The organism is Halobaculum sp. MBLA0147 (assembly GCF_041361345.1).
In the GTDB taxonomy this organism is placed as follows: Archaea; Halobacteriota; Halobacteria; order Halobacteriales; family Haloferacaceae; genus JAHENP01.
The window spans coordinates 563,161-586,499 of record NZ_JBGKAD010000001.1 but is presented as its reverse complement, the minus strand read 5'-3'; the positions used below and the strand labels follow the sequence as shown (position 1 = coordinate 586,499).

At 68.4% G+C, this 23,339-nt stretch carries 23 protein-coding genes; 9 read left to right on the top strand and 14 right to left on the bottom strand.

Annotation, left to right across the window (positions count from 1 at the left end; translation table 11 throughout):
* The 3 genes from RYH80_RS02775 to RYH80_RS02765 all read right to left on the bottom strand — a co-directional run bounded on the left by RYH80_RS02775 (nucleotide 1) and on the right by RYH80_RS02765 (nucleotide 3,268).
* Nucleotides 1-1,107 carry an NADH:flavin oxidoreductase/NADH oxidase gene (locus RYH80_RS02775; RefSeq protein WP_370902340.1) on the bottom strand — a complete coding sequence of 369 codons (1,107 nt, stop codon included), beginning with the start codon at nucleotides 1,105-1,107 and terminating at the stop codon, nucleotides 1-3.
* 164 nt (nucleotides 1,108-1,271) lie between these two features.
* Complete coding sequence (locus RYH80_RS02770) at nucleotides 1,272-2,375, bottom strand: NADH:flavin oxidoreductase/NADH oxidase (protein ID WP_370902339.1); 1,104 nt, start codon at nucleotides 2,373-2,375, stop codon at nucleotides 1,272-1,274.
* Between the two features lie 56 nt (nucleotides 2,376-2,431).
* Nucleotides 2,432-3,268 carry a DUF7528 family protein gene (locus RYH80_RS02765; RefSeq protein ID WP_370902338.1) on the bottom strand — a complete coding sequence of 279 codons (837 nt, stop codon included), beginning with the start codon at nucleotides 3,266-3,268 and terminating at the stop codon, nucleotides 2,432-2,434.
* 70 nt (nucleotides 3,269-3,338) lie between these two features.
* On the opposite strand from RYH80_RS02765, the gene RYH80_RS02760 reads away from it, so the two are divergent.
* Both RYH80_RS02760 and RYH80_RS02755 read left to right on the top strand, forming a co-directional pair.
* Nucleotides 3,339-4,391 carry a hypothetical protein gene (locus RYH80_RS02760; RefSeq protein WP_370902337.1) on the top strand — a complete coding sequence of 351 codons (1,053 nt, stop codon included), beginning with the start codon at nucleotides 3,339-3,341 and terminating at the stop codon, nucleotides 4,389-4,391.
* 137 nt (nucleotides 4,392-4,528) lie between these two features.
* A complete protein-coding gene (locus RYH80_RS02755; RefSeq protein WP_370902336.1) occupies nucleotides 4,529-5,239 on the top strand; it encodes a DUF7117 family protein in 711 nt (236 codons plus the stop codon).
* Nucleotides 5,240-5,346: 107 nt separating this feature from the next.
* Here RYH80_RS02755 and RYH80_RS02750 read toward each other — a convergent pair whose 3' ends face one another.
* The 4 genes from RYH80_RS02750 to glyA all read right to left on the bottom strand — a co-directional run bounded on the left by RYH80_RS02750 (nucleotide 5,347) and on the right by glyA (nucleotide 9,300).
* Nucleotides 5,347-5,772, bottom strand: a complete 426-nt coding sequence (locus RYH80_RS02750) for a VOC family protein (protein ID WP_370902334.1) — start codon at nucleotides 5,770-5,772, stop codon at nucleotides 5,347-5,349.
* Nucleotides 5,773-6,261: 489 nt separating this feature from the next.
* Nucleotides 6,262-7,149, bottom strand: coding sequence for a tetrahydrofolate dehydrogenase/cyclohydrolase catalytic domain-containing protein (locus RYH80_RS02745; RefSeq protein ID WP_370902333.1), 888 nt, complete (start codon nucleotides 7,147-7,149; stop codon nucleotides 6,262-6,264).
* 104 nt (nucleotides 7,150-7,253) lie between these two features.
* Entirely contained in the window at nucleotides 7,254-7,910 is a 657-nt protein-coding gene (locus RYH80_RS02740; protein WP_370902332.1) for a twin-arginine translocation signal domain-containing protein, read from the bottom strand.
* A gap of 115 nt (nucleotides 7,911-8,025) precedes the next feature.
* On the bottom strand, nucleotides 8,026-9,300 hold the full coding sequence (gene glyA / locus RYH80_RS02735) for a serine hydroxymethyltransferase (RefSeq protein WP_370902331.1): 1,275 nt from the start codon (nucleotides 9,298-9,300) through the stop codon (nucleotides 8,026-8,028).
* Between the two features lie 279 nt (nucleotides 9,301-9,579).
* Between glyA and tbsP the strand changes: the two genes are divergently transcribed.
* Entirely contained in the window at nucleotides 9,580-10,398 is an 819-nt protein-coding gene (gene tbsP, locus RYH80_RS02730; protein WP_370902330.1) for a transcriptional regulator TbsP, read from the top strand.
* Nucleotides 10,399-10,515: 117 nt separating this feature from the next.
* Nucleotides 10,516-12,207: a YcaO-like family protein gene (locus RYH80_RS02725; RefSeq protein ID WP_370902329.1), complete on the top strand. Its 1,692-nt coding sequence runs from the start codon at nucleotides 10,516-10,518 to the stop codon at nucleotides 12,205-12,207.
* A gap of 100 nt (nucleotides 12,208-12,307) precedes the next feature.
* Here RYH80_RS02725 and RYH80_RS02720 read toward each other — a convergent pair whose 3' ends face one another.
* From RYH80_RS02720 to RYH80_RS02700, 5 genes are all read right to left on the bottom strand, one after another.
* Nucleotides 12,308-12,736 carry an SMI1/KNR4 family protein gene (locus RYH80_RS02720; RefSeq protein ID WP_370902328.1) on the bottom strand — a complete coding sequence of 143 codons (429 nt, stop codon included), beginning with the start codon at nucleotides 12,734-12,736 and terminating at the stop codon, nucleotides 12,308-12,310.
* A gap of 202 nt (nucleotides 12,737-12,938) precedes the next feature.
* On the bottom strand, nucleotides 12,939-13,448 hold the full coding sequence (locus RYH80_RS02715; protein WP_370902327.1) for an ankyrin repeat domain-containing protein: 510 nt from the start codon (nucleotides 13,446-13,448) through the stop codon (nucleotides 12,939-12,941).
* Nucleotides 13,449-13,533: 85 nt separating this feature from the next.
* Nucleotides 13,534-14,043: an ankyrin repeat domain-containing protein gene (locus tag RYH80_RS02710; protein ID WP_370902326.1), complete on the bottom strand. Its 510-nt coding sequence runs from the start codon at nucleotides 14,041-14,043 to the stop codon at nucleotides 13,534-13,536.
* A gap of 81 nt (nucleotides 14,044-14,124) precedes the next feature.
* Complete coding sequence (locus RYH80_RS02705; RefSeq protein ID WP_370902325.1) at nucleotides 14,125-14,628, bottom strand: ankyrin repeat domain-containing protein; 504 nt, start codon at nucleotides 14,626-14,628, stop codon at nucleotides 14,125-14,127.
* Nucleotides 14,621-15,904: an eCIS core domain-containing protein gene (locus RYH80_RS02700; protein WP_370902324.1), complete on the bottom strand. Its 1,284-nt coding sequence runs from the start codon at nucleotides 15,902-15,904 to the stop codon at nucleotides 14,621-14,623. Before RYH80_RS02700 ends, RYH80_RS02705 begins: the two co-directional genes overlap by 8 nt.
* A 256-nt stretch (nucleotides 15,905-16,160) precedes the next feature.
* Here RYH80_RS02700 and RYH80_RS02695 point away from each other — a divergent pair, with 256 nt between their 5' ends.
* On the top strand, nucleotides 16,161-16,646 hold the full coding sequence (locus tag RYH80_RS02695; RefSeq protein WP_370902322.1) for a hypothetical protein: 486 nt from the start codon (nucleotides 16,161-16,163) through the stop codon (nucleotides 16,644-16,646).
* Nucleotides 16,647-16,698: 52 nt separating this feature from the next.
* On the opposite strand, the gene RYH80_RS02690 is transcribed toward RYH80_RS02695, so the two are convergent.
* Together RYH80_RS02690 and RYH80_RS02685 are read right to left on the bottom strand one after the other, a co-directional pair.
* Nucleotides 16,699-17,961: an ArsA family ATPase gene (locus RYH80_RS02690; protein ID WP_370902321.1), complete on the bottom strand. Its 1,263-nt coding sequence runs from the start codon at nucleotides 17,959-17,961 to the stop codon at nucleotides 16,699-16,701.
* Between the two features lie 97 nt (nucleotides 17,962-18,058).
* Complete coding sequence (locus RYH80_RS02685; RefSeq protein ID WP_370902320.1) at nucleotides 18,059-19,180, bottom strand: pyridoxal phosphate-dependent aminotransferase; 1,122 nt, start codon at nucleotides 19,178-19,180, stop codon at nucleotides 18,059-18,061.
* A gap of 148 nt (nucleotides 19,181-19,328) precedes the next feature.
* Between RYH80_RS02685 and RYH80_RS02680 the strand changes: the two genes are divergently transcribed.
* The 4 genes from RYH80_RS02680 (at nucleotide 19,329) to RYH80_RS02665 (ending at nucleotide 23,334) form a co-directional block, all read left to right on the top strand.
* Complete coding sequence (locus RYH80_RS02680) at nucleotides 19,329-19,853, top strand: CinA family protein (protein ID WP_370902318.1); 525 nt, start codon at nucleotides 19,329-19,331, stop codon at nucleotides 19,851-19,853.
* 88 nt (nucleotides 19,854-19,941) lie between these two features.
* Nucleotides 19,942-21,405: an Hvo_1808 family surface protein gene (locus tag RYH80_RS02675; protein WP_370902317.1), complete on the top strand. Its 1,464-nt coding sequence runs from the start codon at nucleotides 19,942-19,944 to the stop codon at nucleotides 21,403-21,405.
* 93 nt (nucleotides 21,406-21,498) lie between these two features.
* The gene (locus RYH80_RS02670; RefSeq protein WP_370902316.1) at nucleotides 21,499-21,957 is read left to right on the top strand and encodes a CopD family protein; all 459 of its coding nucleotides are present in this window, start codon (nucleotides 21,499-21,501) and stop codon (nucleotides 21,955-21,957) included.
* 105 nt (nucleotides 21,958-22,062) lie between these two features.
* Nucleotides 22,063-23,334: an MFS transporter gene (locus RYH80_RS02665; protein ID WP_370902315.1), complete on the top strand. Its 1,272-nt coding sequence runs from the start codon at nucleotides 22,063-22,065 to the stop codon at nucleotides 23,332-23,334.
* Nucleotides 23,335-23,339 lie beyond the last annotated feature (5 nt).

Genomic DNA, 23,339 nt, shown 5'->3' with positions numbered 1-23,339 from the left:
TCACTCCGTCGCCCAACCGTACTGGATCGGCCACTCCAGGGCGTCCGTCGCGTCGAGTTCGTGTGCCGCCCCGCGCGTCCAGTACGGGGTCCGCAGGAACTCCCGGCCGAGTGCGACGAGGTCGGCGCGGTCGTTGGCGACGACGGCCGCCGCCTGCGACGGCTCGGTGATCGCACCCACGGCGACGACGGGTGTGTCGTACCCCTCCGCGCGGAGGTGCTCGCGGACCGTCTCGGCGTACGGTACCTGGTAGGAGGGTGTCGACCGCAACACCGTCTGCTCCGGGTGGATCCCGCCGGCACTCACGTCGATCAGATCCGCGCCCGCCTCGGCCAGTCGTGGCGCGAGTCGCGCAGTGTCGTCGACGGTCCACGACGGCCGGTCGTCGAGCCAGTCCGTCGCCGAGAGACGCACCGACAGCGGGTTCTCCTCGGGCCAGACCTCCCGAACCGCGGCGACCGTCTCGTGGAGGAACCGCGTCCGCCCCTCGAAGTCGCCGCCGTACTCGCCGGTGCGGTCGTTGGCGACCGGCGAGCAGAACTCGTGGAACAGGTAGCCGTGTGCCGCGTGCAGCTCCAACAACTCGAACCCGGCCTCCCGAGCCCGTTCCGCAGCCGCGACGAAGGAGTCGGTGACACTCTCGATCTCTCCCTGCGAGAGGCGCCGCGTCGTCGGTGGATCGTGCTCCTCGTACGGGTACGGCGTCTCGCTGGGTGCGACGACCTCCCAGGCACCCTCCTCGTCGGTGAGCGGTCTGTGGCCGGTCCACGGGCGCCGCTTCGACGCCTTCCGGCCGGCGTGGGCGAGTTGGATACCCGGGACCGACCCCTGTTCGGCGATGAAGTCCGCGATCCGCGACAGCGGCTCGACGTGGTCGTCGCGGTACAACCCCAGGTCGCCGGTCGTGATCCGCCCGCGCTCCTCGACGGCGGCCGCCTCCGCCATCACCACACCCGCGCCGCCGACGGCTCGCGACCCGAGGTGGACCAGGTGCCAGTCCGTCGCGCGTCCCTCCTCGGCGGAGTACTGACACATCGGCGACACCACCACGCGGTTCGGGAGCGTCGTCTCCCGGACCTCCAGCGGCGCGAACAACTCTGACGACATACGTGGTGTGAGTATCGATTCTGATAAAAATCTGTCGCAGGTCGGTGATTCAACACACGAAAGACTCGGATCAGCGTGTAGGGAGAGACGAGAACAGTGGTGGTCGTAGACGGTACGGTTCGTGTGTCGGACACGGGACTCGCCGGACGTGAGCACTCTCGTTCTCACTTCGAGACGGCCCGTCGGTACTGGACGGGCCAGTCGACGGCGTCGTCGGCGTTGAGGTCGGCGGCGGCGTGCAGCGGCCAGTACGGCGAGCGGAGGAACTCCCGAGCCATCAGCACGGCGTCGGCGCGGTCGTTCGCGACGACGGCCGCGGCGTGTTCGGGGTCGGTGATCCCGCCGACGGCACCGACCGCGAGGTCGGCGTCCGCCGCCGCGACCGCCTCGCCGATCGCCTCGGCGTACGGCACCTGGTACCCCGGTCCGGTCGCGGGGACGGACTGGTCCGGGTGGATGCCGCCGGCACTCACGTCGATCAGGTCCGCCCCCGCCTCGGCCAGTCGTGGCGCGAGTCGGGCGGTGTCGTCGACGGTCCACGACGGCCGGTCGTCGAGCCAGTCCGTCGCGGACACTCTGACGAACACCGGCTTCTCGTCGGGCCACACCTCGCGGACGGCGGCCGTCACCTCTCGGAGGAGTCGCGTGCGCCCCTCGAAGTCGCCGCCGTAGCGGTCCGTGCGGTCGTTCGTCACCGGCGAGCAGAACTCGTGGAGCAGGTAGCCGTGCGCCGCGTGGACTTCGGCGATCTCGAAGCCCGCAGCCAACGCGCGCTCGGCGGCGGCCGCGAAGTCGTCGACGACAGCCGCGACTTCCTCGGTGTCGAGGGCCCGCGTCGGCTGTTCGTCGCCGTCGCGAGGGTACGGCGTCTCGCTCGGTCCGACCGCCGTCCACCCGTCGCCGTCCGGAGAGAGCGGGTGGCCACCGTCCCACGGGGACGCCGTCGACGCCTTCCGCCCGGCGTGGGCGAGTTGGATCCCGGGGACCGACCCCTGCCCGGCGACGAAGTCGGCGACGCGAGCGAGCGCGTCGGCCTGCTCGTCCGTCCAGATGCCGAGGTCGTCGGGCGTGATCCGACCCTCGGGAGAGACGGCCGTCGCCTCCGTGAGGACGACGCCCGCCCCACCGACGGCCCGCGACCCGAGGTGGACCAGGTGCCAGTCCGTCGCGCGCCCCTCCGGCGCGGAGTACTGACACATCGGCGACACCATCACGCGGTTCGGGAGCGTCGTCTCCCGCAACTCCAGCGGCGCGAACAGATCCGACATACGACCGTCTCCGAGAGCCCGCCCGGAAACGCTGGCGTCGGGCGAGTCGCTTGCCACTACCGGTGTGGTGGCGTGTGACACGGGGACTCGGGATCGGTCGTCGCCGGCTCTCGTTCCGTTCTCTCGGTGGGCGACTCCCCCGCGTCCTGTCCGGAGACCGGAGCGCTCGTGTCGTGTTTGGTGACGGTCAGTGGTTGCCGACTGGTCAACTCGCAGTCGAACGCCGGGTGTTCGGCGACGTGTCGGACGAGGAGGTGTCGCCGCGGTCCCGTCAATCCCTCGCGTCCGACCGCCTCGGCGTCGAACTCCCGTGGGAGGTCGCGGTACAGCGCTCGGAGTGCCTCGAACCGGGAGAACACCTTCCGGTGGCCGTCGGAGTCGGCACGTCGGCGTTCGACGACGTAGCTCCCGTCGGGTCGCTGGTGGCCAGCGGTGTGGACGTACGTCGTCCGGCCGGCGAGTGCGGTCGCGAGGTCGCTCTGGAGTCGGCGTGCCTCGGCGGGGTCCAGTCGGTGAGACTCGCCGTCGAGGGTGAGTGTCACGCCCACCGGCGCCGTCGAGGTGGAGTCCCCGTCACCCGCGAAGTCGCCGTCACGTCCGTGATCGTGGTCGCCGTCGCCCGCGAAGTCGCCGCCTTCGCGGTGGCCGTCGCCGTCGGGCTCGTCGGGTCGCGAGACGGAGACACTGTCGACGGTCGTCGGTGCGTCTGGATCGTCGGCTGTGTGATCACGCTCGGAGAATTTCCCGACCAGCCGCCGTGGAGCGGCTTCGGGTATCCTCCGTGTCGGCGTGGTCGTGGTCGTCGACCGACATGGTAACCGGTCGTAGTAACGCTCTCCGGATGAATCTGACGGGGGTGCGGCCGTCACTGGCGACCGGCGGCGTGTCGCCACCCGCCTCGCGGTCGGTGGGAAACCGTTTTGCCCCAGAGTCACGGAGCAGGCGACGAGGCAGTCACGACAGATGGAGTCGGAAGCGCTGGTCTTGTTCCAGCAGACGACACGCGGCACCGGGACGCGCCGGTTCAAAGTGTACCGCGTCACGGAGTTCGAGCCGGTCGACGAGTTCGCCGACCGGTTCCAGACGTACCTCCGGCGCAACCGGTTCCCACAGGAGGTCCACAAGCCGCACTGGCTCGAGGCCGACGGACCGTTGACCGAGGGGACGCTGGCGGAGATCGGCGAGGGGTTCCGACAGTTCTCCACGTTCCACCTCTTCGCCGTGACGCCACGTGACTTCCAGCCCTTCGTGGCGGTGCCGACGGCCGTCGACGTGATCCCGGCGCTGTCGGACGGTGTCCGACTCCGCGTGTACGACGCCGCGGACTGCGACGACGACCACGTCCCCGATCCGGACGCGAGTCCGACGTTGACGATCGACGGAGACAGCTTCGAGCGGCCACTCTCTGGCCCGGCGGGCGAAGACGGACTCCTCTCGCTGTGGCACCTGTTCGCACTCCAGTCGGCGACTCGGCTGGCCGACGACCCCAGTCGTGGCGACGAGGCGGGGGAGCCAGACGAGCCGACCGCACTCGTGCCGGACGGCGACAGCGTGATCCGGATCGACCTCCGCGACCGGGCGGCGGTCCGGCGGCTCCCGAGTGAGGGTGTGTTCGTCAACTACGGCGCGGACGCGATCCCCGCGGACTCCCTGGACGGCGCGTTGACACGTGTGTTGAAGGAGTCTGCGGTCCACCGCTACCGCTACGCGCGACACCTCTGGGCGGTCCGTGGCGGAGAGCGAGAGCCGTCACTCGCGGAGGACCCGGACGGCTACGGCGACGAGCGGACGGCCGCACGCGGCGAGTTCTTCTACGACCTCGTCGACGGGTTCGGGAAGGCGGTCGCGCCGTTCTCCTCGGGCGAGTACGGTGGGTTGGTGCGTGCAGACACCACGACGCGGACGGACACCTTCTCGTTGAGTGGCCGCTTCGAGGTGGACCGTGACGACGTGGTCGGGGCGTTGGCGGACGCGAATCCAGACTACGACCCGGAGTTCGACAAGACCGCACGCTGAGCGGCGGAGACGACGGAGTCGGTGATGGTGGAGGAGGTGGTGGTGGAGGAGGTGAAGACGGCCGCGTTCGTCTCGAGACCGGGGTCGGCCGTCGGTCGAACCTCGGGACATTTGTGGGACCCCGGTGAAGTGGGGGTATGGAGATCCGCGGCGAGCGCGAGTGCAGAGACTGCGGACACCGGTGGTCGTACTTCGAGACGGGCGAGATCGAGTGTCCGGACTGTGGCAGTCTCCGGAGTGTCGGCACGGGGTCGCGGGCCCGTCACACGGACGGCCACGAGGATCTGGAACTGACGGATCTGGTGGCACAGGTCGACGAGCGCCCGCTCTCGGCGTTGGCCGACGAGATCGGCGAGCGGTGTCGGTCGTACCTCGCCACGCGGGGGTTCATCCGCGGGGGTCAGTTGCGCGCACTCGACGACGCGTACCTCGTCGCGGCGGAGTTGCGTGAGGCGGCCGACCTCTACAGTCGCCTGCGGGACCCGACGGACCCGGAGGAGTTGTACGTCGTCTCCCTGCTCCGGGCCGCAGACACGGGCGAGCGGCCGGCGACGGACGAGGTGCCGCGACGACTCCGCGAGGCGCGAGGGCTCGCCGCGGCCGCCGCGGTCTCGGAGTACCGATCCGAGATCCGGACGTTGTACGACGATGTCGAGCCGGAGACGGTGACGGTGCTCTCGACGTTGCGGGACCGCGCGAAACGGGTGGAGGCGCTGGACGGGGACGTGGACCCGGCACACGCGGACGGGTTGGTCGCGGCGGCACGGGAGTTGGGACGGGCGTTGATCACCGACGACGAGTCGGCGGTGGCGGCCGCACGCGAGCGGCTGGCAGAGACGGACGAGTGACTCGACTCGGCGGTCGACATCGTGAGTAGCACGCTCGTCGAGTCACTCCGGTCCGACGAGATCGAGGTGGAGTTCCTCCGAGAGTTCCGAGAGCGGGGGCGTCTGTCTCAGTCGTCCTCACGATCTGGACCGACGACCTCGAGTTTCACACCGTCCGGGCCCTCGCAGTAGAGTGCGTAGTACCCACCCGCGTACGGGTGTCGGTCGGGAAACAGCAGTTCTGCGTCGTTCCGGTCACGGACACCGGCGGTGATCTCGTCGACTCGTCGGCGCGACTCGGCGTGGAACGCGACGTGATCGAGTCCAGGCGTGCCTCGCTCGAACGGGTGCTCTCCGTCGCTCGCTCGTTTCACGACGACGTACGTGGTGCCACAGGTCCACGAGCGACCGTCCTCCCAGTCGTCTTTCCGGTCGTACCCGAGTTCACCGAGGAACCACTCCCAGAACGGGACGGCGGTGCCGAGGTCGTCGGTCGCGAGTTCGAGGTGGTGGATCGATCCGGCGTGTTCGGGGTCCGCGTGGGTCGGGCTCACGTGACAACTGTACACGAGTGTCCACTCGAACCCACCGCACCGACACCGGACGACCCGACCCGTCGGAACGTGCGGCGGCGGAGCAGTGCTGGGGCCGGAGCGGTCGCGGTGTTGTAGCGGACCGGTCACCGTGGCGGAGACGGGACGACGCGGGCGGTAGCAGAGCGGTCGCGGTGGCGGAGCGGTGTGGAGCGGTGCGATCGCGGGGGCGGAGTGGAGCGGTGCGGTCGCGGTGACGGAGCAGGCCGGAACGGCCGCGGGGGCGGAGCGGTGTGGTGCGGTCGCGGTGACGGAGCAGGCCGGAACGGCCGCGGTGGCGGAGTGGAGCGGTGCGGTCGCGGCGGCGGTGCGGCAACGGTCGCTGTGCGGCCGCAGCACCGCAATCCACCGCGAGCGCGCCGGCGGCGCGCTCGCGGCCCTTTTTGATCGAGCTTTTTTCCTCGGGTGGCGCGCGCCGCGCGCCACCCGAGGAGTGAAAAAGGTCGGTTCCTACGGCAGGGAGACATCCACACCCGTCTGCTCGCGGGTGGCCTTCACCGTGTTGTACAACAACATCGCGCGGGTCATCGGTCCGACACCGCCCGGCACCGGGGTGATGGCGTCGACGTACCCCTCCAGGTCGTCGAAGTCGGCGTCACCGACGAGCGTGGACTCGCCGTCGCGTTCGACGCGGTTGATCCCCACGTCGATCACCGTGGTGTCCGGTGTGACCATCTCGGCGTCGATCATCTCTGGGACACCCGCCGCGGCGACGACCACGTCCGCGCGCCGGGTGTGGGCCGCGAGGTCGGCGGTCCGCGAGTGACACAGCGTCACCGTCGCGTTGCCGTCGTCGGCGCGCCGCGAGAGGAGGTTCGCCAGCGGCCGCCCGACGATGTTCGACCGGCCGACGACGACCACGTCGGCGCCCTCGGTCTCGACACCGGCGTCGGCGAGCAGCCGCTGGACGCCGTGGGGCGTACACGGGCGGAACCGCGGCTCGCCGCTCATCAGTCGGCCGACGTTCTCCGGGTGGAACCCGTCTACGTCCTTCGCGGGGTCGACGGCCGCCTGGACCGCCTGGGCGTCGACGTGGTCTGGGACCGGCATCTGGACCAAGATCCCGTTCGCGGCCGTCCCCTCGTTCAACTCGCGGATCGTCTCGTGGAGCTCCTCGGCCGGTGCGTCTGGGTCGACTTCGACGTGGATCCCGTCGATGCCGACCTCCTCGCAGTCGCGCTGTTTCATCTCGACGTACGTCTCCGAGGCGGGGTCCGCCTCCATCAAGACGGTCGCCAACCCGGGCGTCACACCCTCGCCCTCGAACTGCTCGACCGCGTCCGCCACTCCCTCGCGAATCTCTGCCGCGAGCGCCTCGCCGTCGACGATCTCTGTCACACACCCCACTCCCCGCGCCGCCCGCATAAATCCACGGGTTCGTGTACAGAAACCGCGACACGACCTCCGTCTTGTACACGTTCGACCAACCCGAGCACACTACGTCACGGCGCGTGTGCGTCGCCGTCGCGGTCGGAGCCGTAGTGTCTCGGTGCGACCGCGGCCGTTCCCTCGGCGGTGCCGACGCCGAAGTCGTCCGGGTCTGGACCCTGTTCGCGGACGGCGACGGTCCCGTCGGCGAGTGTCGCGAGTGCCGCTCGACCGCCGTAGCCGTGCGTCTGGTCGTGGCTGCGGACGACGACGGTGTCCACGCCGTCGGGGACCGTCACTGTCGCCGAGCGGGTGAACTCGCGGGTGCCGTGGGCGTGTGAGAGGTCGCGGCGACCGAGTCGTCTCCCGGATCGCGTCTCCACCTGCCACCAGTTCGCGTAGCCGTCTTCGCCGTCGTCGTCGTGGTACAACGTCACGTCGAAGCGGTAGTCTGTGCCGTCGACTCCCGACCCGCGTGCGTCGACTGCCACGCCGGTGACGTTCGCCTCCCGCAGGTCGAGATCGGTCGTCGTCGGGCGGCCCGTCGGAGATTCCGTCTCGAGCGTCTCGGACGTGGTGTCTCCGCCTCCAGTCTCGGTCAGCGACGTGTCGTCGGCCGTCTCCCTCGAAGACTCACCGGAGTCGTCACCGAGACACCCACCGAGGACACCGGCCGTCGCGACGGCGAGTCCACTCCGAGCGAGGAAGCGGCGTCTGGTCGATCCCGTCACGCCCCGGAGAACGACCGCGGACGGCGAGAGTCTTGTGGGCGTCTCCGCCGACAGGGAGTGGAGGAGTCGTTCTGCTCGTCTCCGGCGGCAGAGGATGGACGAGTCCGCTGGCTCGTCACTCCGGCGTCGGGAACTGCTCGTCGTCCTCGTACAGCGGGAACTCGTCGGTCAACTCGGCGACACGCTCGCGTACGTCGGCGATCACCGACTCGTCGTCGTGGGCGTCGACGACGCGGTAGATCAGTTCGCCGACCTCGCGCAGTTGTGCCTCGCCGAACCCGCGGGTGGTCAGTGCCGCGGTTCCGGCGCGGATGCCCGAGGGGTCGAACGGCGACCGTGTCTCGCCAGGGACGGTGTTCGCGTTGAGCACGATGCCGGCCTCGGTGAGCGCGTCCTCCGCGTCGCCGCCGGTCACGTCGGGGTGCGACTCCCGGAGGTCCACCAACACGAGGTGGGTGTCCGTCCCGCCAGAGACGACCTCGAACCCCTGCTCGGCGAAGCTGTCCGCCAGCGCACGGGCGTTCGCGACCACCTGCTCGGCGTACTCGCGGAAGGCGGGCTGGAGCGCCTCGCGGAAGCCGACGGCCTTCCCGGCGACGTTGTGCATCAGCGGCCCACCCTGTCCACCGGGGAACACGGCCGCGTCGACGTCGTCGGCGTGCTCCTCGTCACACATGACGATCCCGCCGCGCCCCGCACGGATCGTCTTGTGTGTCGACCCCGTCACGAAGTCCGCCTCGCCGACGGGGGACTCGTGGACGCCGGCCGCGACGAGCCCGGTGATGTGGGCCATGTCGGCGAGGTGGTAGGCGTCGACGGCGTCTGCCGTCTCCTGGATGCGCGAGAACTCTACCTCGCGAGGGTACGCGGAGTATCCCGAGACGATCATGTCCGGATCGAACGACTCGGCGTGGTCGCGCAACCCCTCGTAGTCGAGGTACCCCGTCTCCGGGTCCACCTCGTACTGTTCGACGTCGTACAACTGCCCGGTGAAGTTGGCCGCGTGGCCGTGGCTCAGGTGGCCGCCGTGGTTGAGGTCCAGCGAGAGGATCTTGTCGCCCGGCTCCAGCGTCGCGAAGTACACCGCCTGGTTCGCCTGCGTCCCGGAGTGTGGCTGAACGTTGACGTGGTCGGCACCCCACAGCGTCTCTGCTCGTTCGACCGCCAACTCCTCGACTTCGTCGGCGTTCTCACAGCCGGCGTAGTAGCGCGCGCCGGGGTACCCCTCCGCGTACTTGTTCGTGAGGGTACTCCCCTGCGCCTCCATCACCGCGGGCGAGACGTGGTTCTCCGAGGCGATCATCGCGAGCGTGTCCCGTTGTCGATCCACCTCGGCGTCCAACGCCGCCGCCACGTCTGGGTCCGTCTCGTGAACGTGTGGGTACTCCATACGTCTGGTCGGGGACGAACACCCAAAAATACCACCGAGACCGGCCGGTCTCGCCGCCCGCCCGCAACTCGGCCGACCGGAGCCTACGGTGGTGTCCGGTCGGCGACTTCCGGTGGTGTCCGGTCGGCGACGTCCGGTGGTGTCCAGTCGGCGACTTCCGGTGGTGTCCGGTCGGCGACTTCCGGTAGTGTCTGTCCGTAATCTGCCGCGAGCGCGGTTGGATTCCAGTTTTTATTCGTTAGTACTAAATAAGGGAAGACCATTACCGTAGTTAGAGCGATGTCCTCGAATTTACTAGAGCCCGACACGGAGGAACTGTTCGCCGACGCACTCGCGGACGCGGCTGGCGACGTGTACTTGATCGACCCTTCCGAGCGCGTGCTGCGCGCGTTCGTCGCGTACGGGAACCGAACGGACGACGACTACCCGCCGGTGCGGGTCGTCGCGGACAGACAGCTGTTGAAAGATCTGTTCGACGACTTCCTCGTGGCGGCCGACACGGCGGACCTCGTCGCGGACGGCTCGCTCGGGCTCCGGGAACTCGACGGAGACGTGGACAACACGCTGCTCGTCTCCGAGGACGAGCTGTACGCCATCGTCACGGCGACGGAGAGGGTGGGCGCACTCGCGGCCGACGAGTCGTCGTTCCTCACGGACGCTCACGAGACGTACGCCGAGCTCTGGGAGCGGTCGGACCGGTACAACCTGCGGACGCCACCGCTCTCGCGAGTGCGCGAGACGATGGCCGAGCAGATGTGCGAGGCGGTCCGCGAGGACTTCGACGCCGTCCTCGCGTCGCTGGAGACCGCCCGCGGGAACGGGGCGGGACTCGACGAGGTGACGGTCGCGCTGCTCGCGGCAGCCAACAACGAGGCGCTGTTGTACGACATCTCGAAGTGGGGCGAAGACGTGGGGATCGCCTCGAAGGCTACCTTCTCGCGGACGAAGACGCGACTCGAAGACGTCGGGATCGTCGACACGGAGAAGGTGCCGATCGACGTGGGCCGTCCACGACTGCGACTCAAGTTCGGGGACGAGGAGATGGCCGCCGCCGACGCCGACGAGTTGGCCGAGTTGACGATGGACGCGCTGGCGTGAGTCGATCACGGCACCGGCTCGTGTAGTGGTCGACATACCCGCCTACCGTATTCGATCCTCTCTGCCCTCTCTTCGGCGACTGACACCCTTTATCCTCGCCACACTCGTTCGCCCTGCATGGACGTAGCAATCGTCGGGCCGGACCCGGCGGCCGAGGCGGTGCAGGCCGCGCTGGGCGACGTGGACGCCAACGCGATGCCGGTAGACGTGGACCTGTTGGGGGAGTTCGCCGTCGGCGTCGTCGTCGGGACGACTGGCGACGACCGCTTCGACCGCGCGAGTGCGACGCTGGAGACGTGGATCGCCGTCGAGGTCGGCGGCATCGGCGGGCAGGCGCTCTCGAGTGTCGACGCCGCGGTCTCGACGTTCGCCGACGACACAGGGTGTTACGACTGTCTCCGTCACCGCGCGGCGGCCGGCGGGACGACCGACGAGGCGTCACCGCAGGGCGTCGCCAGTGCGGTTCGCTTCGCCGGCGCACTCGCCGGCCGCCGACTCGTCCGGCAGTTCTCCGGCGAGTCGCTCGGCGGGACGGTCGTCGAGGTCCCCGGACACGAGCGGGAGTTCCTCCCGGTACCGGGGTGTGACTGTCACGACGCCCCGACCGGACTCGACCGTGGTACCCGTGACGTGCCGCTCGACGAGGTGGTCGCACAGATGGAGCGAGCCGTCGACGACCGGTTCGGCCCCGTCGCGGAGGTCGGCGAACAGTCGTCGTTCCCGGTGCCGTACTACGTCGCCGCGACCGCGGACACGACGGGCTTTTCCGACGCTCGGTGTGGCGAGTTCGGTGCTGGGGTCGCCGTCGACTGGAACGCCGCCTACGCGAAGGCGGTCGGTGAAGCACTGGAACGCTACTGTGCCGGCGTCTACCGGACGGGTGACCTCCGCCGCGCACCGACGGAGGGTGTGATCGACGCGGTGCCGGTCGACCGGTTCGTCCGCCCCACCGACGCCCCGACACCCGCGGACGACGACCGACTGCTGTGGGCGGACGGCGTCGCGTTGGCGACCGGCGAGCACGCCGCGCTCCCGGCGTCGCTCGTCTACTTCCCACAGCCCGGACGCGCCTGGGTGCCGTCGATCACCACGGGACTCGGACTCGGGACGAGCACGGACGAGGCGCTCGCCGCCGGACTGTTCGAGGTCGTCGAACGCGACGCGACGATGCTGTCGTGGTACTCCACCTTCGAACCGATGGAACTGACCGTCGAGTCGGAGCGGTTCGCGGCACTGTGCAAGCGCGCTCGTGCGGAGGGACTCACCGTGACGCCGCTGTTGTGTACCCAGAACGTGGACGTTCCGGTCGTCGCGACCGCGGTCCACCGCGACGGGGAGTGGCCGCAGTTCGCGACCGGCTCCGCGGCGGACTTCGACGCCGCCGCGGCCGCCGCCGACGCCACCGCCGAGGCGCTCCAGAACTGGACGGAACTCGACTCGATGGGCCCGGCGGCGGCGGCCGAGCAGGAGGCCGCAATCGGCCGGTACGCGGAGTTCCCGTCCAGTGCCCGGTCGTTCGTCGACGCGCCGGCGACGGTCGCAGCCAGCGACGTGACGGAGTCCGTCTCGGCCGACGCGGTCGTCGACACGCTCGTGGAGCGACTGGACGACGCTGGACTCGACGCCTACGCCGTCCGGACGACCACGGCGGACGTCGCGACGCTCGGCTTCGAGGCGGTCCGTGTGCTCGTCCCCGAGGCACAGCCGCTGTTCACCGCCGAGCCGTTCTTCGGCGAACGTGCCGAGACGGTCCCCGCGTCGATGGGGTTCGAACCGCGGCTCGACCGGGCGTTCCACCCGTTCCCGTAGTCGTAGAGATGGGTCGGTGAACGGCGAGTATTCGCCTACCTCATCAGAGGTCAGAACGGGTGTCCACGCTGAAAGCCCACCCACTTAGCGGTGGGTTAGCTTACTCGTCCGTACGGACCCGTATGTGGCGGTCCACTCGCTCTAGAAGCCACCGTGAGAAGGACTCCGCCTCCCGACTCGGCGGGTCACCTGCAACGAGAGAGTAGACAGGTGGGTCGGGGCCCTCTTCGGTGTCGAAGAAGAGGAACGCATACCCCTGATTACCGAAGAAGACGAACTCCGTATCGTCGAACGAGAAGTCGACATTCCACTCGGTGAGTCGCTGTTCGGCGAGTTGTCTCTGTGCAGGCAGTGTGTCGACGGTGAAGTTCTCACCTGTGAACAGTGTCTGTGAGTCTCGCCCGATGTACCGAAGGCACGACTCGTAGGCCGCCGGGAGGTCGACACCGAATTCGTCTTCGAGTGCCCGGATCTCTCCCTCCGAACAGCCCACGAACTCGTCCGACTCTGCAAGTCCGCTCTCGCTCAATCGGTGTACCACCCGTTCACCGAGTGACTGGTCTCTCTCGTTCACCTGCAGTCACCGTCGTCGACATCGGCAGTCACCTCGCCGCTTCCCTCGTCCACGTGTTCGGCCGGCGAGGCCGAGTGTGATGTACGTCTCTGCTCTCCAGAGACCCGTGATACCGAAAGAAGGTTCGAGTTCGATCTGCGGTGCCCTTCGACGCGTGTCACGCATCTTCCCCATCGACGTAGGATTCGAGCAGTTCGATGTAGCGATCTGCGTCGGCACGGCGTGCGATGTGGAGTGGACTGATGTCGGCCTCGTTCTCGTGGGTCGGATCGGCACCGTGTTCAAGGAGAGCTTCGGCGAGCTCGTAGTTCGCGTTCGAGACCGCTTTCTGGAGCGCACGTGCGCCGTACACGTCGTCGATGTCTACTCTGGCACCATATTCGAGCAGTCGGAGCGCGATTTCCTCGTAGTCTTTCTCGACGGCACAGTGGAGTGCCGTTCTCCCACCGTCGTCTACCGCATCGATGTCGATTCCACGCTCCAAGAGATCCGCGACGATCTCTGTCCGACCCATAGTCGTCGCTTTGTGGAGCAGCGTGCTGCCGTTTCCGGATCTGTGATCGAGGTCGGCGTCGTCGATCAGTTCGTCGTACCTCGATCTGTTTCCCTGGATGATTGCCGATTCGATCTCTGTGCTCCGGTACAGGTCGTCTCTGTTGTCAGTCATCTCTGTGTTTTTGTGTCTGCGTCGAGGTCCACTAAACTGGAGGATTCGAGCGGTTGGCGAGGTTCTCGGTCTCTGTAGCTCGATATTACCTGTCGTCCTCGTCGGCGTAGGATTCGAGGAGGTCGACGTACTTCTGTGGCCACCCTTCGCGTGCGAGGCTCAGTGGGCTGATTCCGACTTCGTTCTCGTGAGTCGGGTCGCCGCCTCGTTCGAGAATGCGCTCGGTCAGGTCGTAGTACGTGTTGGAAACGGCTCGTTGAAGTGGCTCACACTCGAATACGTCGGCTATGTCCACGCGGGCGCCGTTGTCCAACAGTGTGTGAGCGATCTCTGGGTAATCCTCTTCGATCGCACGGTGGAGTACGGTTTTCCCACCGTCGTTCACTGCGTCGATATCGATTCCACGCTCCAAGAGATCCGCGACGATCTCTGTCCGACCCATAATCGTCGCTTCGTGGAGTAGTGTGTTGTTGCCTCCACCTCTGTGGTCGAGGTTGGCGTCGTCGATCAGTTCGTCGTATTTCGCCTTGTCGCCCTGTACGATAGCCGATTCGATGTCGGTACGACGGTACAGGTCGTCTCTGTCGTCAGTCATCTCGTTCGGCTTCTTCGAACGCAGTTTGCTCTTCGTGTCGAATCAATCATCTTCTGATGGCAGCTTCACCCCGTGTTACGGTTACTCTTGATCGACGTACGCTTCCAGAAGGTCGACGTACTCTTGCGACTTCACCTCCCGAGCGTGACTCAGTGGACTGATATCGGCTACGTTCTCGTGGGTTGGATCACCACCGCGTTCCAGAATCCGTTCGGCGAGATCGTAGTACGACTCCGCTACCGCGTGGAGGAGAGGTTCTACCTCGTACACGTCTCCGATATCCACTCGTGCGCCGTTGTCGAGCAGATCGTGGGCAATATCGACGTACCCCTCCTCTATTGCCCTGTGAAGTGCCGTCTTGCCAGCGTCGTTCACTGCGTCGATGTCGATTCCCCGTTCGATGAGATCTGCGACAATTTCACGTTCCCCTGCGATGGTCGCCTTGTGGAGCAACGTGCTGCCGTTTCCAGATCTGTGATCGAGATCAGTGTCGTCGATCAGTTCGTCGTACTCCGGTTTGTCCCCCCGACGGATTGCAGATTCGATCTCAGTGCTTCGGTACAAATCGTCACTCTCGTCAGTCATCTTTGTGTTCCTCCAGATCGCCCCACTTGTCCGCCCAATACTCTCCTTCCTCTTCGAACTCATGACTCCTGTTTGCGCTAGGGGCCTCGGGGCGATAGTGTTCTGGGTCATGATACTCGGACAGGAATTCTTCCTCAGATATTACACCGAGAAGGTAGTAATCCACGAGGTACCGGTACTCGCGACCCGGTTTGTGGCCCATCTCCCACGAGTCACCGTAATCCTCGAACGTGCCCAGTGGTTGACGTGTGTTCGGGTCCACGACAACGCCGTTGTCTGCCTTCCGCTTGGCACGTTCCCAGACTTCACGTCTCTGTCCCGGTTCGTCGTACTCCGGCCGCCGCTGTCGACCGAACCGCTTCTCCTCGCACTCCCCCCAGTCGATCTCGCCGAATTCGCCGTTGTCGCGCCGTGGCTGTCGTTCGGACCGCTGGAGGTACACGGGCGTGGCACCCAGCGCGTCGACGCCGAGTGCGCTCCCGGCGAGGAGACGCTGGACCGTCGCACCACTCTCCCGCGGACCCTGACCGACAGTTCCAGCGACCTCTGGATCGAGTTCGGCGTCACGCGGGAGCAGTGACACCGCCCCGCCCGTCTGCTGGCGAACGTGCGCCAACTCGTGGACCAAGACGTGTTGCCCCTCGGCCGATTCGGGATCGTACTCGCCGGCACCGAACACGACGTGGGTGCCGACGGTGAATGCCCGCGCGTCGATCTCGTCGGCCGCTTCGGCTGCCTTCGGGCCAGTGTGAACCCGCACGTCGTCGAACGACTCGCCCATCCGGTCTTCGACGGCACGCTGGACCGCCGGATCGAGCGACCGGCCGGGTGACGAGAGTACCTCGCGCACGGAGTCGGGGACGCCGGTGTCGCCGTCGGGCCCACGACGCCGATCTCTGTTGACCTTGCCGGTGTTGTCCATCCGCGAGAGGCGGTTGAAGTGCTCGATGTCCCAGGGAATCGGGGTTCCCTTTCGCTCGCGGAACCGCTGCATCTTGGTCTTGTGACCCATCGCGCCGATGGGCATCCCCTCGTCGATCCACCGCAGAACCTGCCCGCCGTACCCCTTCTCCAGCCGCTGGAGTTCCTGGAGCTCGTCGACGCTCGAGATCTCCCGGCCGTAGTACTCCTCGATGTCTTCTTTCGTCGTCGGGCCAACGGTAGTCGGACCAACGCTGGCGCGCGACGGCCATCGTTGTGGGCCGTCGCTCTCGTTGGACTGTCCACTGTCCGCCTCGGGTGCCTTCCCTCGGTCGCGCAGTGCCTGGTGTCCCATCGTCTCTTACCGATGGCTGTGTGCGGGCGTAACTTGATTCTTCCCTCTAAGTGTGGATCCAGAAGTGGAGTGAAACCAGCCATCACTCGGCGACGACTGCGAGTCACCGCACACGCACGGCTAATCCCAACACGACCGTAGCTATTAACAACACCCCTGTACAACACCGAGACACGACACTGCGAGGTCGTCACTGCAGCAAAGTGGCAGGGTGGTGGCGCACCCTACCTCCGCAGTGTCGTGGGAGTCCACGACAATGTGTTCGAACGATTCTCCGTCTGAAAAGGATGACGGGACGACCGGAGTACAGCCACTGCTCGACAGCTACGACACCCACCTGGAGACACTCCGCCTGCTCCAGCTGCCGCAGTACCGCACGAGGGAGCTCCACACCGCGACCGAGGAGATCCGCGACAGACTCGCAGCCAGCGGGTTCGTCCCGCCGACACAACTCCAGCACGTCCTCTGCGTCGTCGCCGAGGCGATCGGCGACGTGCAAGCAGCCGCGACGGGTGAACCCGACAGACTCCCCGAGGCACCACGCTACCCCGTCGGCACACCCTGTGACGAGTACGCGATGACACCCGACGAACGGGAGACGACACTCGACGGGCTCACGAACCTCCAGTTCACGCTCGTCGAGACACCCACACTCCCCGACGGGTGGACACGTCGACTCGCCGACCACGACACCAGCACGGAAGGCACCGCCACGACAGCCACCGACGCCCCGTCACTCTAGCGATCGGCGGCGGTCGGGCCAGACGCACCGCCTCGTCACGCGTCTCGCCGCCTCACGCCAGACAGGCGGCGACGACACCCAGCGCGTCCTCGCCGCGGACTTCCTCGGCCAACAGCGGGACGCGTTTCACCTCGCGACCGCGGTAGAGGTCCGAGGCCCGCCGGAGCGCGTCGCGTTGCACGTCCCACCGCCGCTGACAGAACTCACAGGAGTCCAGCGACGGCGTGACGACCCACTCCTCGTCCAAGCCCACGTCGGTCGTCTCCGAGCCGGCCACGTCCTCTGGGTCCTCCATCACCCGGTTGACGACCAGCGTGTTCACCGGGATCTCGAACTCGTCGAGCCGCTCGACGAGCCGCTCAGACTCGACGACGCTCATCTCCTCGGGCACCATCACGACTCGGAAGTCCGTCTGGTCGGGGTCCCGCAGCGTCGCACGGAGCCGCTCGATCCGGTCGCGCAACTCGTCCAAGTCCGGCTCCGGGACGTCCTCGTCGTCGCCCATCCCGAACATCCCCTTCACGCCGTCCATCATCCCGGAGAACTGCTGGCGGAGCTTCACCACGCGCCCGACCATCGAGTCGAGCAGTTCCGGGAGCTGGAGCAGTCGCAGCGTGTGGCCGGTCGGTGCGGTGTCGACGACGACGCGGTCGAACCGCGGGTCGTCGAGGTGTTCGAGCAGCTGCCGCATCGCGGCCGCCTCGTCCGCACCGGGCATCGAGCCGTCGAGCAGTCCCGCCATCGGTCCCTCGCCGGCGGCGTCACCCAACTGCCCCAGGCCACCCAGCGGGTTCCCAGCCGCCGCGCCGGCACCGGCGCCGCCCTCTCCACCACCGCCTGCACCACCACCACCTGGTCCGCTCCCGTCCGCTCCGCTCCCGCCGGCACCACCGCCGGCCATCCCGGCGCCGAACATCCCCTCTTCGACGGCCTGATCGGGGTCGATCTCGGCGGCGTACAGCGGTACGTCCTCGCGGATGCGGGCCGGCTCCGGCGGGATCTCGGCCTGGAGGGTGTCGGACAGCGAGTGGGCTGGGTCCGTCGAGACGACGAGCGTCGGCGTCCCGCTCGCGGCGCTGGCTAGCGCCGTCGCCGCCGAGCAGGTCGTCTTCCCGACGCCACCCTTCCCGCCGTACAGCACGTACTCGGGGGTGTCGGTCGTCACCAACGCCTCCCCGTCGACGGTCGTCTCGAGATCGTCGTCCCCGGGGTCCTCGTCGCCGGACATCTGGATCGCCGCGCCGACTCGGGAGGGGGCCGTCTCGTCCGTGGAGTCGTCGATCTCCGACACGGGCTCCACGTCGATGTCGTCCATACGCACTCGTTGCGCGTCCGAACTCGTCAACTCGTCGGTGTCGCTCGCCGACCGCCGAGACGGCACCGTCTCGGCAGACGACGCCGTTCTGCCACGACTACACCGCGTCGCGGGCGTCGGCCCACTCCCGGAGTCGTTCGGCCGCGGTCTCCACGCGTGGCGTGACGAGCGCGAACCGGAACCAGTCCGCGTACGCCTCGCCGAACGTCGCGCCTGGCATCGGCGCGACGCCGGCCTCGTCGATCAGCCGCTCGGTGTTCGCCATCGTCCCCGGGAGCCCGTCCACCTTCGCCAGCACGTAGAAGGCACCGTCCGGGTCGGTGTACGCGAACCCGGCCGCGTCGAGGGCGTCACAGAACGTCGCGACCCGCTCGCGGAGCGTCGCCCGTGTCTGCTCGTAGTACGCCGGCCCAGTCTCGCGCAGCGCACGCAGGACGGCGGCCTGCGCCGGACGCGAGGCGGTGACGTTGACGAGCATGTGTCGCGTGGTCGCGTGGTCGACCAATCGCTCGGGCAACACCGTGTAGCCGACGCGGAAGCCGGTGATCGCGAGCGACTTCGAGAACGAACAGGTGACGGCGACCGTCTCGCGGACCTCCGCCATCGTCAGCGCACTCTCGAACCGGCCCGAGTAGTCGAAGTGGTGGTACACCTCGTCGACGACGAGCGTCGCGTCGGCGTCGGCCGCCAGTTCGGCGACGGCCGCGACGGTGTCGGGGTCGTACACCGCCCCGGTCGGGTTGTTCGGGGTGTTGAGGACGACGACGGCCGTCTCCGGGCCGATCACCTCCGCGAACCGCTCGACGACGAGCGAGCCGTCGGGGGCGGTCGGGACGGATCGCGGCGTCGCGTCGAGCAGTTTCGCCTTCGCGGGGTAGTACGGGTACACCGGATCGGTGAGTACCACCTCGTCCCCGTCGGCGGCGTCGAGAGCCGCCGCCAACGCGAGGTAGTTCGCCTCGCCGGCCCCGTTGGTGACGACGACGCGCTCGCGGTCGACGCCGCGTCGGGTCGCGATCTCCGTCCGGAGTTCGTCGAGGCCCTCGCTGGGCGGGTACTGGAACTGCTCGGTGGGTTCTTCGGCGTACTCGGCCAACCCCGTCCGGAGCGACTCTGGCGGGTCCCAGTCGGGGTTCCCCGAGACGGTGTCGACCACGTCGTGGTCGGCGTCGGCGGCGTACGACAGCACGTGCTGGAACTGTGGCCGGTCGTACTGCACGCTCGGGCGTGCGTCCCGGCGCGGTTTCACTCTCCCGGTCCACCGACTGGCACGAGCGTCGCCTCTCCCGGTGGACCGATGGCTCTACGGAGACACCGACCAGCCAGTGGCCCGCCGCACTTAGGTCGCTGCCGCTTGGATCTGACGTATGGATCAGTTCGCGTCCGAGCCGCCGGTCGAACGGCGGGTCGGCGAGGCGTTGCGGGAGGCAGACGAGACGCTCGCCGTCGCGGAGTCGTGTACCGGCGGGTTGGTCGGGTCGCTGGTGACGGACGTGCCCGGCTCCAGCGACTACTTCGACCGCTCGCTGGTCACCTACTCCTACGACGCCAAGCGCGCGGAGTTGGCCGTCCCGCGGGAGACACTGGACGAGCACGGTGCCGTCTCGGCGCACGTCGCACGGGCGATGGCACGAGCGGTGCGCGACACCGCCGACACGGACTGGGGGGTCGCGACGACGGGTGTCGCGGGGCCCGGCGGTGGGACGGAGGCGACACCCGTCGGGACCGTCTTCGTCGGCGTCGCCCACGCCGCTCCGTGGGGGACCCTCGAGTCCGGCTGTGCGGTGACGCGCCACGAGTTCGACGGGGATCGCCGTGCGGTCAAAGAACAGATCGCCCGGTGTGCGCTCTCGGAGTTGGAGGCGGCCGTCGCCGAACGCCAGGAGGTGTGATCCGAGCGCGGCGGGTCCTCGGGGTGAGCGGAGCGCGGCGGGTGCACCCCGGAGTCACGCTTATGCCCGTCTCGGCCCGAGTGACCCCGTGTCACGAACACGTGCGGCGGCGACGCTGGTCGCCTGTCTGCTCCTCGTGGTGGCGGGCTGTGCCGGGGCGCCGGGGGCCGACGGCGACTGGGTGGCCGGCACGGAGTCGACCTCGGGTGACACCCCCACCGAGGCGCCGGACGGCGAGACGCCCGCCGACTCGGCGAACGGGGACGCGAACGGCGACACAGACGGCGAGTCGACCACCGACGAGCGGCCGGCGGACCGCCTGGGCGTCGAGGGTGGCGTCCGGGCGACGGACGATCTCGCGGTGACCCCCGCCGACGGCCTCAACGAGACGGAGCTCGCGGCCGTCGTGAACCGCACGATGGCGCGGGTCGAACTGATCCGCCAGTTGGAGTTCCGGGAGTCGGTCCCCGTCGAGGTGATCTCCCGCGAGGAGTACCGCGAGCGCAACGTCTTCTCGCGGGAGGTGCCGCCGCGCGTCGAGTCGTTCCGGAGTCAGGTGTGGGAGGCGCAGTTCGTCGTCGGCGAGGACGAGTCCGTCGCCGAGAAGTTCGACGCCCTCTACGGCGGTGCCGTCGCGGGCTACTACTCCCCCGGCAGCGACCAGATCGTGATCGTCTCCGACAGCGAGACGCCACGTCTCGACCGCACCACCCTCGCTCACGAGTTGGTCCACGCGCTCCAGGATCAGCACTTCGAGTACCGGCGGACGGACACTCGCGACGGCCGGTTGGCCGCACAGGGGCTCACGGAGGGTGACGCCCGCTACGTCGACACACTGTACGACGAGCGCTGCCGCGAGGAGTGGGACTGTGTCCCGAAACCGGAGAGCGGCGGCGGGAGCGGCGGGCAGATCGACCCGGCGCTGTTCGTCGCCATCTACCAGCCGTACGCCGACGGCTCCGGCTTCGTCCACGCCCTGCGCCAGCGGGGCGGGTGGGCGGCCGTGAACGACGCCTACGAGAACTACCCCGTCTCGACGGAACAGACGATCCACCCGGACACCTACCCCGACGAGGAGGTCCGCGAGGTGACCGTCCCGGACCGCTCGAACCGACGGTGGAACCGGATCGACGCCCGCGGGCAGGGTGAACGACTCGGCGAACTCGGGGTCTACACGACGCTGTGGGCCGGGCAGGCGATCGACCGCGAGCGGTACTACCAGTCCGACGGCGACTACTCCTCCCGGACGTACGCCGTCGGCGCCAGCGAGGGGTGGGCGGGCGACCGCCTCGTCCCGTACCGGAACGGCGAGGAGACCGGCTACGTCTGGCGACTCGCGTGGGACAGTCGCCGCGACGCTCGACAGTTCGTCGACGCCTACGAGCGGCTGGTGCGGCTCCGACTCGGCGGTCGCGAGGTGCGCGAGGGCGTGTTCCGCGTCGCGGACGGCGGCTTCGCGGACGCCTTCCGGGTGGAACGCCGCGGGAAGACGGTCGTGATCGTCAACGCGCCGACGGTGGCGGATCTCGACCGCGTCCACGAGGCGCGGTAGCGGGCGGCGAGGGGCGGCCGGCCCGGAGTCGAGCACGCCGCCACCCGTCTCGTTCCCACTCACTTATCCCGGCGACGACACTGGACACCGACTGTGAGTATCACGACGACTCTCGCGTACGCGTTCCACACGCTGTTCGCCGGCGCGTGGACGGGTGCAATCGTGTTCACGACGTGGCGACTGCTGCCGCTGGCGCGCGACGGCGATCTCTCGACCGCGGTCCTGTCGAGTGTCGCGAGCGGGCTCGCGATCTTCTCGCGGACCAGCGCACTGGTGTTGCCAGCGACGGGGCTGTGGATGGTCTGGACGCAGTACGGCGATCTCTCGGGACTCACCGTCCCGCCACGGGGCCACGCGGTCCTGACGATGGTCGTGTTGTGGTTCGCGATGACCGGCCTCACCGAGGTCGGGACCGCCCGCATCCGCGAGGCCGTCGACGCCGGGAAGGTCAGGACCGCCGGCCGTGAGGCGGACACGTTCCTGAAGGCCGCGGGCGGTATCGGCGTCGTCTTGCTCCTCCTCGGTGGCTACCTCTCCGGGCCGCCGCTGTGACGGCGGCGTTCGAGTGACGGAGGGCCGGTCCCACCGGCCACCGAGCCACGCCGTCTCGTCGTCCGCTTCCGACACGCACTTGACGGCCTCTGCCGGAGCGTGTCCGTGAACGACGCGGACGCGGCCGGGGACGGACCGGGACGAGGCCAGTTCTGGGCGCTGTACCTCGCGCGGTTCTCCGCCGGCTTCGGGTTGGTGACGCTGATCACGCTGTTACCCAAGTACGCCAACGCGCTCGACGCCGGTGGGACCACCATCGGTCTCTTCTACACCGGGTTCACCGTCGCACAGACGCTCGCCGTCGTCCCGCTGGCGTGGGCCGGCGACCGCGGGGACAAGCGGACCGTCCTCCTGGGGTGTCTCGGGCTCGGGGTCGTCGTGTACGCGGTCTTCCCGCTCGTCGGCTCGACGACGGCGCTGATCGGCGTCCGGGCGCTACAGGGCGTGGTCGCCACCGGGATGGGGCTGATGACGCTGTCGCTGGTCGGCGAACTCGCGACGACGGAGACGCGCGCGAACCACATCGGGAAGGCGAACGCCTCGCGGTTCCTCGCGTCGATCCTCGGCGGCCTCTCGGCCGGGGGGCTGTACGACTACTTCGGCGGCTTCGAGGAGGTGTTCGCGCTCATCACGGCGCTGTTCGTCGTGACACTGATCGCCGTCGCGGCGGTGTTGGCCCACGACGAGACGACGATCCCGGGGTTCCCGTTCCGAGACCTCGCGGTCAACCGCCGGATCGTCACCCTCACCAGTTTCCGTGCGCAGTACGCCGTCGCCGTCACGCTCGTCCGCTCGTGGGTGCCCATCTTCGCCGGGCTCGTCGCCGCGAAGGGTGGGCTCGGCTACCCCGCGTTCGCGGTCTCCGTCGTCGTCGTCTCCGAGAAGTTCACCAACATGCTCGCACAGCCGTACACCGGGCGGCTCTCCGACCGGTTCGGCCGGTCGTTGTTCGTCTTCGCCGGCGGCGGCGCCTACGGGCTGGTCGCGCTCCTCGTCCCGTTCACGCCGGTCGTCGGCCGCGCACTGTCGCTCCCGGGGGCGTTCCCGGTCCTCGGAGACGTGTCGGCGGCGTTCCTCCCGCTGGTCGGCTGTAACCTCCTGTTGGGCGTCGCCGACAGCTTCCGCGAACCCGCGAGTATGGCGCTGTTCGCGGACGAGGGGTCGGACGGCGAGGGTGTCGCCTCCAGCTTCGGGATCAGAGAACTCGTCTGGCGACCCGGCTCCGTCGTCGCGCCCGTCGCCGGCGGGTGGCTGATGGACTCGCTGGGGATGGACCTGGTGTTCTACCTCGGTGGCGTCGCCGCCGTCTCGGGTGCAGTGACGTTCGTCGTCGTCCTCCGACACTTCCACGGCGCTGGTGCGCTGCGGGAGTGGTGAAGTAC

Coding starts and splice junctions, on each gene's coding strand:
- RYH80_RS02680 (WP_370902318.1), top strand. CDS start 19,329: ATGGATCAGTTCGCGTCCGAGCCGCCGGTCGAACGGCGGGTCGGCGAG.
- RYH80_RS02770 (WP_370902339.1), bottom strand. CDS start 2,375: ATGTCGGATCTGTTCGCGCCGCTGGAGTTGCGGGAGACGACGCTCCCG.
- RYH80_RS02710 (WP_370902326.1), bottom strand. CDS start 14,043: ATGACTGACGACAGAGACGACCTGTACCGTCGTACCGACATCGAATCG.
- RYH80_RS02725 (WP_370902329.1), top strand. CDS start 10,516: ATGGACGTAGCAATCGTCGGGCCGGACCCGGCGGCCGAGGCGGTGCAG.
- glyA (WP_370902331.1), bottom strand. CDS start 9,300: ATGGAGTACCCACACGTTCACGAGACGGACCCAGACGTGGCGGCGGCG.
- RYH80_RS02755 (WP_370902336.1), top strand. CDS start 4,529: ATGGAGATCCGCGGCGAGCGCGAGTGCAGAGACTGCGGACACCGGTGG.
- tbsP (WP_370902330.1), top strand. CDS start 9,580: ATGTCCTCGAATTTACTAGAGCCCGACACGGAGGAACTGTTCGCCGAC.
- RYH80_RS02715 (WP_370902327.1), bottom strand. CDS start 13,448: ATGACTGACAACAGAGACGACCTGTACCGGAGCACAGAGATCGAATCG.
- RYH80_RS02760 (WP_370902337.1), top strand. CDS start 3,339: ATGGAGTCGGAAGCGCTGGTCTTGTTCCAGCAGACGACACGCGGCACC.
- RYH80_RS02775 (WP_370902340.1), bottom strand. CDS start 1,107: ATGTCGTCAGAGTTGTTCGCGCCGCTGGAGGTCCGGGAGACGACGCTC.
- RYH80_RS02690 (WP_370902321.1), bottom strand. CDS start 17,961: ATGGACGACATCGACGTGGAGCCCGTGTCGGAGATCGACGACTCCACG.
- RYH80_RS02700 (WP_370902324.1), bottom strand. CDS start 15,904: ATGGGACACCAGGCACTGCGCGACCGAGGGAAGGCACCCGAGGCGGAC.
- RYH80_RS02705 (WP_370902325.1), bottom strand. CDS start 14,628: ATGACTGACGAGAGTGACGATTTGTACCGAAGCACTGAGATCGAATCT.
- RYH80_RS02695 (WP_370902322.1), top strand. CDS start 16,161: ATGTGTTCGAACGATTCTCCGTCTGAAAAGGATGACGGGACGACCGGA.